The sequence below is a fragment of the Streptomyces tamarix genome, assembly GCF_032423885.1.
Taxonomy (GTDB): domain Bacteria; phylum Actinomycetota; class Actinomycetes; order Streptomycetales; family Streptomycetaceae; genus Streptomyces; species Streptomyces tamarix.
Genome location: NZ_JAWCTQ010000032.1, coordinates 33,275 through 45,338, shown reverse-complemented (window position 1 = coordinate 45,338; position 12,064 = coordinate 33,275). Strand labels below are relative to the sequence as shown.

11 protein-coding genes are annotated in these 12,064 nt (G+C 74.6%); 1 reads left to right on the top strand and 10 read right to left on the bottom strand.

Features of this window, described 5'->3' with window-relative positions:
- Positions 1–16 precede the first annotated feature (16 nt).
- The 3 genes from RND61_RS22700 to RND61_RS22690 all read right to left on the bottom strand — a co-directional run bounded on the left by RND61_RS22700 (position 17) and on the right by RND61_RS22690 (position 4,101).
- On the bottom strand, positions 17–2,413 hold the full coding sequence (locus tag RND61_RS22700) for a sodium-translocating pyrophosphatase (protein ID WP_315879891.1): 2,397 nt from the start codon (positions 2,411–2,413) through the stop codon (positions 17–19).
- 248 nt (positions 2,414–2,661) lie between these two features.
- Positions 2,662–3,120 carry an ATP-binding protein gene (locus RND61_RS22695; protein WP_315879890.1) on the bottom strand — a complete coding sequence of 153 codons (459 nt, stop codon included), beginning with the start codon at positions 3,118–3,120 and terminating at the stop codon, positions 2,662–2,664.
- Positions 3,121–3,747: 627 nt separating this feature from the next.
- Positions 3,748–4,101 carry an STAS domain-containing protein gene (locus RND61_RS22690; RefSeq protein ID WP_003967428.1) on the bottom strand — a complete coding sequence of 118 codons (354 nt, stop codon included), beginning with the start codon at positions 4,099–4,101 and terminating at the stop codon, positions 3,748–3,750.
- Positions 4,102–4,179: 78 nt separating this feature from the next.
- On the opposite strand from RND61_RS22690, the gene RND61_RS22685 reads away from it, so the two are divergent.
- Positions 4,180–6,675 carry a DEAD/DEAH box helicase gene (locus RND61_RS22685; RefSeq protein WP_315879889.1) on the top strand — a complete coding sequence of 832 codons (2,496 nt, stop codon included), beginning with the start codon at positions 4,180–4,182 and terminating at the stop codon, positions 6,673–6,675.
- On the opposite strand, the gene RND61_RS22680 is transcribed toward RND61_RS22685, so the two are convergent.
- From RND61_RS22680 to ssd, 7 genes are all read right to left on the bottom strand, one after another.
- Complete coding sequence (locus RND61_RS22680) at positions 6,599–6,913, bottom strand: Rv3654c family TadE-like protein (protein WP_391653934.1); 315 nt, start codon at positions 6,911–6,913, stop codon at positions 6,599–6,601. The two genes, RND61_RS22685 and RND61_RS22680, sit on opposite strands and share 77 nt — an antisense overlap.
- A gap of 62 nt (positions 6,914–6,975) precedes the next feature.
- The gene (locus tag RND61_RS22675; RefSeq protein ID WP_391653933.1) at positions 6,976–7,320 is read right to left on the bottom strand and encodes a TadE family type IV pilus minor pilin; all 345 of its coding nucleotides are present in this window, start codon (positions 7,318–7,320) and stop codon (positions 6,976–6,978) included.
- A gap of 110 nt (positions 7,321–7,430) precedes the next feature.
- The gene (locus RND61_RS22670) at positions 7,431–7,631 is read right to left on the bottom strand and encodes a DUF4244 domain-containing protein (RefSeq protein ID WP_315879922.1); all 201 of its coding nucleotides are present in this window, start codon (positions 7,629–7,631) and stop codon (positions 7,431–7,433) included.
- 73 nt (positions 7,632–7,704) lie between these two features.
- Positions 7,705–8,478 carry a type II secretion system F family protein gene (locus RND61_RS22665; RefSeq protein WP_391653931.1) on the bottom strand — a complete coding sequence of 258 codons (774 nt, stop codon included), beginning with the start codon at positions 8,476–8,478 and terminating at the stop codon, positions 7,705–7,707.
- Positions 8,475–9,326, bottom strand: a complete 852-nt coding sequence (locus RND61_RS22660) for a type II secretion system F family protein (protein WP_315879887.1) — start codon at positions 9,324–9,326, stop codon at positions 8,475–8,477. Before RND61_RS22660 ends, RND61_RS22665 begins: the two co-directional genes overlap by 4 nt.
- On the bottom strand, positions 9,320–10,471 hold the full coding sequence (locus RND61_RS22655) for a TadA family conjugal transfer-associated ATPase (protein WP_315879886.1): 1,152 nt from the start codon (positions 10,469–10,471) through the stop codon (positions 9,320–9,322). The genes RND61_RS22660 and RND61_RS22655 overlap by 7 nt, the downstream gene beginning before the upstream one ends.
- Entirely contained in the window at positions 10,468–11,571 is a 1,104-nt protein-coding gene (ssd, locus tag RND61_RS22650; protein ID WP_315879885.1) for a septum site-determining protein Ssd, read from the bottom strand. Before ssd ends, RND61_RS22655 begins: the two co-directional genes overlap by 4 nt.
- Positions 11,572–12,064: the final 493 nt, after the last annotated feature.

Below are 12,064 nucleotides of genomic sequence, written 5' to 3'. Positions count from 1 at the left end.
ATGGCGCGGTCAGTCATCACCGTACGGGGGCCGTCTTGTCCGGGGAGCCGGTGAAGCGCCCGGGCGTGTCCTCGCCGTCCCCGGCGACCGAGCGGCGTTTGGAGACGTACACCGCCGCGACGACGACGACGATCGCGACCGCCGCCACCACGGCCCGCACACCGGCGCTGGCGTCGGGGCCGTGGCCGAACCGGACGACGGCGGGCGCGATGAGCAGCGCCACCAGGTTCATGACCTTGAGCAGCGGGTTGATCGCCGGCCCCGCGGTGTCCTTGAACGGGTCGCCGACCGTGTCGCCGATCACCGTCGCGGCGTGGGCCTCGCTGCCCTTGCCCCCGTGGTGGCCGTCCTCTACGAGCTTCTTGGCGTTGTCCCAGGCGCCGCCCGAGTTCGCCAGGAAGACCGCCATCAGGAGACCGGTGCCGATGGCGCCCGCGAGGTAGGCGCCGAGCGCGCCCACGCCGAGGGCGAAGCCGACGGCGATGGGCGCCATCACGGCCAGCAGGCCCGGCGTCGCCAGTTCGCGCAGGGCGTCCTTGGTGCAGATATCGACGACCCGCCCGTACTCCGGCTTCTCCGTGCGGTTCATGATCCCGGGGTGCTCGCGGAACTGGCGGCGCACCTCGTACACCACCGATCCCGCCGAACGGGACACCGCGTTGATGGCCAGCCCCGAGAAGAGGAAGACGACCGCGGCGCCGAAGACGAGGCCGACGAGGTTGTTGGGCTGCGAGATGTCCATGCTGAGGGTCGTCTCGGTGGCCCTGGCGCCCACGTCGGCGACGGCGGTGGCGATGGCCTCCCGGTACGAGCCGAACAGCGCCGAGGCCGCGAGGACCGCCGTGGCGATGGCGATGCCCTTCGTGATCGCCTTGGTGGTGTTGCCGACCGCGTCGAGGTCGGTGAGGACCTGCGCGCCGGCACCCCGGACATCACCGGACATCTCGGCGATGCCCTGCGCGTTGTCGGAGACGGGCCCGAAGGTGTCCATCGCGACGATGACGCCGACGGTGGTGAGCAGGCCGGTGCCGGCGAGCGCGACGGCGAACAGCGCGAGCATGATCGAGGCGCCGCCGAGCAGGAACGCCCCGTAGACGGCCAGTCCGATCAGCAGGGCCGTGTAGACGGCGGACTCCAGACCGAGGGAGACCCCTGCGAGGATGACGGTGGCGGGACCGGTCAGCGACGACTTCCCGACGTCCTTCACGGGCCGCCGGCCCGGCTCGGTGAAGTACCCGGTCAGCTGCTGGATCAGCGCGGCGAGGACGATGCCGAGGGCGACGGCCACGAACGCCAGGAGGCGGGGATCGCCGTCGTGCGCCCGCACGGCGGTGTCGGTGACGCCCTCCAGCTCCGCGAACGAGGCCGGCAGGTGGACGAACGCGGCGATCGCCACGAGCACCAGCGAGACGGCCGCGGAGAGGAAGAACCCGCGGTTGACCGCCGACATGCCGCTGCGGTCGGCGCGCCGGGGCGCGACCGCGAAGATGCCGATCATCGCGGTGACGACGCCGATCGCCGGGACGATGAGGGGGAAGGCGAGGCCGAGATCGCCGAAGACGGCCTTGCCGAGGATCAGCGCGGCGACCAGTGTGACGGCGTACGACTCGAAGAGGTCGGCGGCCATGCCGGCGCAGTCGCCGACGTTGTCCCCGACGTTGTCGGCGATGGTGGCGGCGTTGCGCGGGTCGTCCTCGGGGATGCCCTGCTCGACCTTGCCGACCAGGTCGGCGCCGACGTCGGCGGCCTTGGTGAAGATGCCGCCGCCGACACGCATGAACATGGCGATCAGGGCGGCGCCGAGACCGAAGCCCTCCAGGACCTTGGGCGCATCGGCCGCGTAGACGAGGACGACGCAGCAGACGCCGAGCAGACCGAGGCCGACGGTGAACATGCCGACCACACCGCCCGTGCGGAAGGCGATCCTCATGGCCTGGTGCGAGACGGCCGTCGGGTCCCTCCCCTGTTCGCCCGGCACTGCGGCGGCCTCGCGCGCCGCCGCCGCCACCCGCACGTTGCTCCGTACGGCGAGACGCATGCCGGTGTATCCGGTGACCGCGGAGAAAAGCGCGCCGACGAGGAAGAACAGCGAACGCCCCGCCCGCTGGGACCAGTCGTCGGCCGGGAGCAGCATGAGGAGGAAGAACACGACGGCCGCGAACACCGCCACGGTCCTCAACTGCCGTGCCAGATAGGCGTTGGCGCCTTCCTGGATCGCGGCGGCGATCCTTTTCATGGATTCGGTGCCTTCGCCGGCGGCCAGCACCTGGCGGACGAGCAACTGGGCGACGACCAGGGCGAACAGCGCCACGAGGGCGATCACGACCACGATGATCCGGTTCCCCGCGGTGAGGACCGCGGCGGCGAGCGGCACCGGGTCCTGGAACCGCTGTGGGTCGAGGAGCCCCGCCATGCGTCCTCCTCGACGTCGGCTCAGGACATGGACGGCTCGTAGCGAGCGGAACCCGATCGGTGCGGGGCGCCGAAGAACAGGATCGACCGTGTCCCACCGGTCGGCAAATGATCCGTTTCCGAAATCCACCCGGGCGCGGTGACGGGGTGGCGGAACCGGCTCCGGAGGGACGGCTCCGGAAGATGCCGGGAAAGGAAAAAGGCCCTGTTCAGCAGGGCCTTTACGGGGATTACGGGGCGGGCGGGCTTTCAGAGGACTTCCGCGGAACCCGGCCTGGGCCAGCTCATCCGAATGAGTCCGCCGTGCTCCCCCGCGGACACCTCGACGTCGTCGACGAGCCCGCTGATCACCGCGAGCCCCATCTGGTCCTCGCCCTCCGCGTCGTCGAAGCCCCCGGTCGGCGCGCCGCTGCGCGAGCCGGGCACGCCGGCCGCGTCGGCTGCCGCGACACCGGCACCGGGCACCTCGTCGCCGACCTCGATGGAGAACGCCTTCTCCTCCTCGGTCAGCCGCACCTTGACGGGCGCGGTGACACCGTTGCTGCGGTGCAGTCCGACGGCGCGGGAACACGCCTCGCCGACGGCGAGCCTGACCTCGTCCAGCACGGCGTCGTCGACCCCTGCCCGGCGTGCGACGGCGGCCGCCACCAGGCGGGCGGTCCTGACGTGCTCGGGCTGGGCGCTGAAGCGGAGTTCAACGGTGGCCATGCGGTCCCCCTCGGGCGTACGAGCGTGCGTCTCAGCGGTCCGGGCCGGCTGCCCGGCACCCCTGCCGTTCCACCGGACGTCCCGGGTCCGTCCGGCACGTCCGCACCGCTGGGGGCGCGGGGCCACCAGCGGCGGTATCGCCTCCGGCGCGTCCTGGAGCCGCGCGGTCCCGGCGCCCTCCCACAGGTCATGTGCCCTGCGAGCGGGCCTTCACGCCCCGCCCAGGGGGCTTGTGGGCCCGTTTCCGGCTCCGCGTCGTTCCCTCACCGGGAAGGGCGCGAGGTGTCGCGGTCCCGGCGTCGGGCCCTGGCGGGAGCCCGGCGCGGGCCTGCGACGGCGCGTGGCCGCCGCGACTTCGGGCATCCGGTCCGCGGGCTCCCGGGCGTCCGCCGTCGCCGGGGCACCGGGCCGCCGGAGCGCCCGGACAGGACCCGGCAGGGCCCGTGAAGCCCGCGGGCTTCACGGGCTTCGGGACGGCGCGGCACCCCGGTCACCGAGGCACCGGGCACCGGCCCGGCCCCGCGGTGTCGCCGGTCACCGCCGCTCGGGCGCCGCAGGGGCGGCCCGGGCGCGGTGGACGACACGCGGCGGCGTCCGGCCCGCGCGGGCCGGGCGTCGTCGCCCTGGTCAGTCGGTGGCGGCGACGGCCTCGTCGACCGTGGTGTGAATCGGGAACACCTTGGTCAGACCCGTGATCCGGAAGATCTTCAGGATGCGCTCCTGGTTGCAGACCAGGCGCAGCGAGCCCTCGTGGGCTCGTACGCGCTTCAGCCCGCCGACCAGAACGCCGAGGCCGGTCGAGTCCAGGAAGTCCACGCCCTCCATGTCGACGACCAGGTGGTAGCTGCCGTCGTTCACCAACTCGACCAACTGCTCGCGCAGCTTGGGCGCGGTATACACATCAATCTCGCCACCGACCTCGACGACCGTACGGTCGCCACCAGGGCCGGACACATTGCGAGTCGACAGGGACAGGTCCACGGATCCTCCAGCACCTTGCTATCGAGCGGTCGCCCCCGGGTCTCCCCGACGGAGTCAGGGGACGGATCGCCAGCCGCGATGGCATTCAATCACTTACCAGCAACCATGCACGACGCCTTGGGAGCATTGTCCGTCACGCCGGTGACACACTCGGTGCCGATGGCCAGGAATCACCGCCCCAGTCGTTCCCCCGAGAACGGGGACGCCCGCCCCTCCCCCGGTACGGTCCTCGATCGGCTCGCCGCGCGGGCGAACCGGGCTGCGCGCATCACTCATACGGAGCACCTGCCCCCGAGAGAGGGACGCCATGCCGTCTGGCCGGATCGCGTCCGGCCGGAAGTGATCGATGCCATTCACCAGGCCGGTGTCGGCCATCCGTGGACCCACCAGGCGACCGCCGCCGAGCACGCCCTGGACGGCGAGTCGGTGGTGATCGCCACGGGCACGGCGTCCGGGAAGTCCCTCGCCTACCTCGCGCCCGTCCTGACGACGCTCCTGGACGGCTCCGAGGCGGCGAACGGCCGGGGCACCACCGCGTTGTACCTGTCCCCCACCAAGGCGCTGGCCGCCGACCAGCGGCGCGCCGTGCGGTCCCTCTCGGCCCCGCTCGGCAATCGGATCCGCCCGGCCGTGTACGACGGGGACACGCCGGTCGAAGAGCGCGAGTGGGTCCGCCAGTACGCGAACTACGTGCTGACCAACCCCGACATGCTCCACCGGGGCATACTCCCGTCCCATCCGCGCTGGGCCTCCTTCCTGCGCGCGCTGCGCTACGTCGTGATCGACGAATGCCACACGTACCGGGGGGTCTTCGGCTCCCATGTCGCACAGGTGCTGCGGCGGCTGCGCCGCCTGTGCGCCCGGTACGGCTCCGACCCGGTGTTCCTCCTCGCCTCGGCCACCGCCGCCGAACCGGCCGTCGCCGCGAGCCGCCTCACCGGCCTGCCCGTCCGCGAGGTGGCCGACGACGCGTCACCGCGCGGCGAGCTCGTCTTCGCCCTGTGGGAACCACCGCTCACCGAACTGGAGGGCGAGAACGGTGCCCCCGTCCGGCGCACCGCGACGGCCGAGACCGCCGACCTCCTGGCCGACCTGGCGGTGCAGGGCGTCCGCTCGGTCGCCTTCGTCCGCTCCCGGCGGGGCGCCGAGCTGATCTCGGTCATCGCGCAGGAGCGGCTCGCCGAGGTCGACCGCTTCCTCGCCCGCAGGGTCGCCGCCTACCGGGGCGGCTACCTCCCCGAGGAGCGCCGCGCCCTGGAGCGGGCGCTGCACTCCGGCGAGCTCCTCGGCCTCGCCGCGACCACCGCCCTGGAACTGGGCATCGACGTGTCGGGGCTGGACGCGGTCCTCATCGCCGGCTACCCGGGCACCCGCGCCTCCCTGTGGCAGCAGGCGGGTCGCGCCGGACGGTCCGGCGAGGGCGCCCTGGCGGTGCTGGTCGCCCGCGACGACCCCCTGGACACCTACCTCGTCCACCACCCGGAGGCACTGTTCCGCCGCCCGGTGGAGTCCACCGTCCTGGACCCCGACAACCCCTACGTCCTGGCCCCGCACCTGTGCGCGGCGGCGGCCGAGTCGCCGCTCTCCGACGACGACCTGGCGTTGTTCGGCCCGTCCGCCCCGGAGCTGCTGCCACAGCTGGAGGCCGCGGGGCTGCTGCGGCGGCGGGCCTCCGGCTGGTACTGGACGCGCCGCGAGCGGGCCGCCGACCTCGCCGACATCCGGGGCGAGGGCCGCAGCCCCGTCCAGATCGTCGAGGAGGGCACGGGGCGCCTCCTCGGCACCGTGGACGCCTCGGCCGCCCACACCACCGTCCACGAGGGGGCCGTCCACCTCCACCAGGGCCGCACGTACCTGGTGCGCCACCTCGATCTGGAGGAGTCGGTCGCCCTCGTCGAACAGGCCGACCCGCCGTACTCCACCACCGCCCGCGACACCACCTCCATCTCCGTCCTGGAGACCGACACCGGGATCCCGTGGGGGAGCGGCCGTCTCTGCTACGGCTCCGTCGAGGTCACCAACCAGGTCGTCTCCTTCCTCCGCCGCCGTCTGTTGACCGGCGAGGTCCTCGGTGAGACCAAGCTCGACCTGCCGCCGCGCACCCTGCGCACCCGGGCGGTGTGGTGGACGGTCACCGAGGACCAGCTGGACGCGGCCCGGGTGAACCCGGAGCAGTTGGGCGGGGCGCTCCACGCCGCCGAGCACGCCTCGATCGGTCTGCTGCCGCTGTTCGCCACCTGCGACCGCTGGGACATCGGCGGAGTGTCCGTCCCGCTCCACCCCGACACGCTGCTGCCGACGGTGTTCGTCTACGACGGCCATCCGGGCGGTGCCGGGTTCGCCGAGCGGGCCTTCCACACCGCCCGCGCCTGGCTGGGCGCGACCCGTGAGGCGATCGCGTCGTGCGAGTGCGACGCGGGCTGCCCGTCGTGCATCCAGTCACCCAAGTGCGGCAACGGCAACGACCCGTTGCACAAGCGCGCCGCCGTGCGTCTCCTCACCGAGCTCCTCCGGGGGGCTCCGCAGGACCCGCCGGGGCCGGCCACGCCTCCGGAGGGCCCGCCCGTGACCTGACCACCGGGGCGTACGGGCCGAACCTCGCCTGCGCCGCCACCTCCGCGATCTCTCCCCGCAGGGTGCACCGCACCACCTCCGCCCGCTGCGCCCGGGCGACCCGGACGGCGGCGTCGCAGGCGGTCCCGGCGCCCCGCAGGGCGTGATCGGCCGCCGCGAGGGCCGCCAGGTCGGCCGCGCCGCCCGCCCGGTGCCGAGCCGCCACAGCCTGGCCCAGGGCGAGTACGGCGGCGAACACGGCACACAGCGCGCCCGCTGCCACGGCCGTCCACACGCTCGCGGAGCCCCGGTCGCCGCGCCTCAGGGACCGTCCCGCGTGGCCGTGTCGCCCACCGCGTCCTCCGCGAGGGCGGCCGCCTCGGCGCGGAGGGCCAGTCCCCAGGCTGCGGGCCCCGGCGCGGGCGCCTCGACCCGTACCCGCCACAGGTCGCCCACGCGTTCCACCGCCACCCGCGCCCCCTCCGGTGCGGCCGCCCGGGCCGCTTCCACCGCCGACGCCTCCGGCTCCGACCGGGCCACCGCCCGCGCCCCGGCGCGCGCCGCGTCCACGCACTGGATCTGCGCGGCCGCCGCGACGAGCCCCCAGAGCAGCGCCGTCGTGAACACCACCAACGCGGGCACGGCCAGGGCCGCCTCCGCCGTCACCGAGCCCCGGTCCGCGCGCCACCGGGAGCCGGGACCTCGTCCCAGAGCGGGACCTCGTCCCAGAGCGGGGCTTCGTCCCAGAGCGGGGCTTCGTCCCAGAGCGGGGCCTCTCAGAACGGGGCATCGAGCGCCCTCTCGATCGTCGACCGCAGTCCTGACGACACGACGTCGCTCGTCACGACCTTGTACAGCACGGCCGCGAAGGCGCACGCGGCGATCGTGCCCATCGCGTACTCGGCCGTGTTCATGCCGGCGTCCCGTCGCATGCCCGTCCGGGCCTTCGTCCAGCGCCGCTTCGTCCATTCCGCCATCCGGTGCCACACGGCGACCTCCTCGTCTCGTACCACTCGTGTCCTTGCCACCGGCTCCAGGGGCCGGTGTCCCTCACAGCAGCCGGCCGGCCAGCCCGATCACGACCGGCGCGACGCCGACCGCGAGGAAAACGGGCAGGAAGCACAGCCCCACCGGCGCGGTGATCAGCACCTGCGCCCGCTGGGCCCGGGCCGCGGCGGCCCTGGCCCGGTCGGCGCGCAGTCCCGCGGCCAGCCGGGACACCGGTGCCGCCGCCGGGGCCCCCGAGGTGGCCGCCCGCTCCAGGCAGCGGGCCAGTGGCCGCGCACCCGGGATGCCGCCGAATCGTCCCCACGCCTCTCCCGGGTCACCGCCCAGCGCCAGTTCCGCCGCGGTCCGTATGAGCTGCTCGCCCACGGGACCCCCCATCGACCGGCCGACCGCCTCCGCCGCTTCACGGGGCCCGGCCCCGGCCGAGAGGCACGCCGCGAGCAGTTCCGCGGCGAGCGGAAGCCGGCCGGCCGCCTCGGCATCGATGGCCGGGGGGCGGGGGCGGCGGCGCCACTTCCGTACGGCGTACGCCCCGGCGGTGCCGACCGCGCAGCCGACGATCCCGCCGAACAGCACCCACCCGGCCGTCACCGCCGCAGCCGGACCCACCCACCGGCGTGTCACGGCCGCGACGCGGCCCGCCCACCGAGGGCGGGGGCGGCGAGGGCACTCGGCCGCCACCAGGGCCGCGAGCCGTCCGCGTGTCCGACGGACCCGCCGTGCGCGGGCCACCGCCCACGCCGTCCACAGGATGCCCGCGAGCAACACGAGCGCCGTCCACAGGTGGTGGACAACCTCTCCGGTCTCCCCGGTCACGGTTCCTCCCCCGCCCTGACGATCCGCCCGGCCCACCACAGCCCCGCCGCTTCCAGGGCCCCGCCGACCGCGAGGCAGGCGAGACCGGCCGGGGTGTGCAAGAGGACCCCCAGCGGATCGGCGCCGAGGGCGGCTCCCATGGCGAGGCCCGCGACGGGCAGCAGGGCGAGGAGGACGACGGTGGCCCACGCGCCGGACAACTGGGCACGGAGCCGCTCCCGCTGCTCCCGTCGCTCGCGCAGCGCCGCCTCCAGCCGGTCGAGTCCGGCGGCCAGTCCCGCACCACCGTCCACGGCGACCTGCCAGCACGCCCCGAGACCGGCCAGCCCGTCGGCGCCCTCGGCCCTCGCCGCGCAGCGCAGCGCCTCGGGCACGTCACCGCCGAACCGCGCGGCGGCCAGGACGGCGGGCTCTTCACCTCCCAGCGCCCCGGTGGCGCGGGCGGCGAAACGCAGCGCCTGGGCGGGCTGGCTGCCGGCGCGCAGCTCCGCCGCGACCGCGGCGCACAGTTCGATCACAGCGTCGGCACGCCGATCCCGCTCCCGGGCACGGGCCCGCGCGCGCAGCCACCCGCCGACCAGGGGCACGGCGGCCACGCCCGCGAGCAGCGGCAACAGGGACTCTCCCAGCAGGGCCGGTACGAGCGAGGCCGCGAGGCACAGCCACTCCGGCCGGAGCCGTGACGCCGACCGCCCCGGCCACCAACCGGCCGGTGGCGGACCGACGCGGGCAGCACCGGCCTCGAACAGCAGCCTCCCGCGGCGCGGCCCCCGGCCTCGTCCCGCGCCGAGCCGCGCCGCCAGGCCCGCGTACAGCGCCGCCGCGTGCACCGGCCGGCCCGTCACCATCGCGCGTCCCCGATCAGGGCGCGCAGCCGTTCCCAGCCCCGTTCCTCGGTGAAGCCGGTCGGCGCCCACCGCAGCGCGGGCACGGTGGCGACCAGCCCGTCGGCCCCCCGCTCCAGCACATGGACCTCCGCGACCCGCCGCCGACTGCCCGGCGCGCGCACCAGGTGCACCACGGCGGACAGGCCGGCGGCCAACTGGCTGTGTAGCGCGGCCCGGTCGAGCCCCGCGGCCGTTCCGAGGGCCTCCAGGCGCGCGGGGACGTCCGCCGCGGTGTTGGCGTGCACCGTCCCGCACCCGCCTTCGTGGCCCGTGTTCAGGGCGGCGAGCAGGTCGGCGACCTCCGCGCCCCGCACTTCGCCGACGACGAGGCGGTCCGGTCGCATCCGCAGTGCTTGGCGCACCAAGTCGCGAAGGGTCACCCGGCCGGCACCCTCCTGGTTCGGTGGGCGGGCCTCCAGCCGTACCACGTGCGGGTGGTCGGGGCGCAGTTCCGCCGAGTCCTCTGCCAGAATGATCCGCTCGCGTCCCCCGACGAGCCCGAGGAGCGTGGACAGCAGCGTCGTCTTCCCCGTTCCCGTGCCACCGCTGATCAGGTACGACACGCGGTTCTCGACGAGTGCCCGCAGGACGTGGTCGCCGCGTGGCGGCACCGTCCCGGCACGGACGAGTTCGGTGAGGGTGAAGGCGCGTGGCCGTACCACGCGCAGGGACAGGCACGTCGAACCGACCGCGATCGGCGGCAGCACCGCGTGCATCCGCGTACCGTCCGGCAGCCGGGCGTCGACCCAGGGGCGGGCGTCGTCGAGGCGCCGGCCCGCCACCGCCGCGAGCCGCTGTGCGAGCCGGCGTACGGCCTCGGCGTCGGGGAACGAGACGCCGGACAGTTCCAGGCCGTCGCCCCGGTCCACCCACACGCGGTCCGGCGCGGACACCAGCACGTCGGTGACCGCGGGGTCGGCGAGCAGCGGCTCCAGCGGCCCGGTGCCCACCAGTTCGCAGCGCAGTTCCTCCGCCGTACCCAGGACCTGGGTGTCGCCCAGGAGCCTTCCCTGGGCCCGTAGTGCCGCCGCCACCCCGGCCGGTGTCGGTTCGGTGCCGCTCTCGGCGAGCCGCTGCCGTACGGCCTCCAGCAGTCCGACGGTCACGACACGGCCTCCGGGGCGAGCACCCGCTCCCAGAACGCGGAGCAGAACCGCCCCAGTGGACCGGAGGCGCTGCCGCCGGGCGGGGTTCCGCCGTCCAGCGTCGCCCGGAGCCGCGGTTCCTCGGGCAGTTCCCCGGCGAGCGGCAACCCCAGCACCTGGGCGATCCACGCCTCGTCGACCCCGGCGGCGTACGGGCCGCGCGCCACCACGCGCAGGTCGTCGAGGACCATGCCCACCATGGACGCCACCCGCTTCGCCGCGGCGACCGCCCTCAACTCTCCCGGCACGACGAGCAGCCCCATGTCGACCTGGGCGAGCGCCTCGACGGTGGCGTCGTCGACCCGGCGCGGCAGGTCGACCACCACGACACCGCCCCGTCGGCGCGCCGCCGCGAGCACGGACCGCATGGCTTCGGGTGGGACCACCGCGGTGTCGCCCCGGTCCCAGCTCAGCACGCGCAGGCCGCGCGGCGACGGCAGGGACTCCTCGAGCGCCGCGCCGGCGACCCGCCCCTTGGAAGCGGCGAAATCCGGCCAGCGCAGCCCTTCCTCCCGTTCGGCTCCGAGGAGGACGTCGAGTCCGCCTCCGAGCGGGTCGCCGTCGACGAGCATCGCGCGGTGCCCACCGCGAGCGGCGCTGACGGCCAGGGCGCACGCCAGGGTCGACGCTCCCGCCCCTCCGCGACCGCCCAGCACACCGACGGTCAGCGCCTGCCGTCCGACGCCCTCGACGACATCGGCGATCCGGTCGACGAGCCAGCTCTCCGCGTCCGGGAGCCGCAGGACGCAGTCCGCTCCGATCTCCACGGCCCGCCGCCACACGCCGGCGTCGTCCTGGTCCCGGCCCACGAGCAGCACACCCGATCGGCGTGACATCCCCCGGCAGCGTGCCGCCGCGTCGTCGCCGACGATGACCAGCGGTGCCGCGTCCCACACGGTCTTGCGGTCCGGTGGCCCGTGGTGCACCACGGGTTGGCAGCCCGCGGCGGCGCACAGCCTGAGCAGGTCGTCGAGCAGTTCGACGTCCTCGGTCACGATCAGTGGCTCCGCCCGTCGGCCCTCTACGTCCGGCGTCCGGTCACACGTCCTGGAGTCCGCCATGGTCTCCGCCCCCCTCTTCCGCTTGTCCACGGCGCCCGTCCGGCGCCGTGTCCGCACTTCGTCCCGCGTGTCGTGCGCACGCGCCGTCCACACGGCGGTCGCGCGGCTTTCGGCGCGCACGGGCGCCGAGTCGCGCCGCACCGGCGTGACGGGGAGATCTGCGATTCCGCGTCACGGCTTCGCGGCCGGAAACACAGTGACGGGGTTCTGGAAATAAAGTGGATCTTGTTCAAAAACTGTGGACAACCCACCGCTTGTGAATATCTCGATCACCCATACCAGCGACTTCCATAGAGCAGCACTTCGACTACTCTGAGTGATGACGAGTGGCGGGCCGGGGCCGGTGCCACAGAAGCGCGAAGGAGACGAGATGGGGATGCCGAAGCGGGACCAGCGGGCGAAAACCCCTTTGGACATGCGACGACCCCCGCCGGGGGGGAGAGCGGGGGTCGTCTCTCCGGCCGACTCGGGGGGGGAGGAGCCGGTCCGGGTT

Excerpts from the sequence above, each read along its gene's own strand:
- RND61_RS22700 (WP_315879891.1), bottom strand. The coding sequence starts at position 2,413 with ATGGCGGGGCTCCTCGACCCACAGCGGTTCCAGGACCCGGTGCCGCTC.
- RND61_RS22695 (WP_315879890.1), bottom strand. The coding sequence starts at position 3,120 with ATGGCCACCGTTGAACTCCGCTTCAGCGCCCAGCCCGAGCACGTCAGG.
- RND61_RS22685 (WP_315879889.1), top strand. The coding sequence starts at position 4,180 with ATGGCATTCAATCACTTACCAGCAACCATGCACGACGCCTTGGGAGCA.
- RND61_RS22670 (WP_315879922.1), bottom strand. The coding sequence starts at position 7,631 with ATGGCGGAATGGACGAAGCGGCGCTGGACGAAGGCCCGGACGGGCATG.
- RND61_RS22660 (WP_315879887.1), bottom strand. The coding sequence starts at position 9,326 with ATGGTGACGGGCCGGCCGGTGCACGCGGCGGCGCTGTACGCGGGCCTG.
- ssd (WP_315879885.1), bottom strand. The coding sequence starts at position 11,571 with ATGGCGGACTCCAGGACGTGTGACCGGACGCCGGACGTAGAGGGCCGA.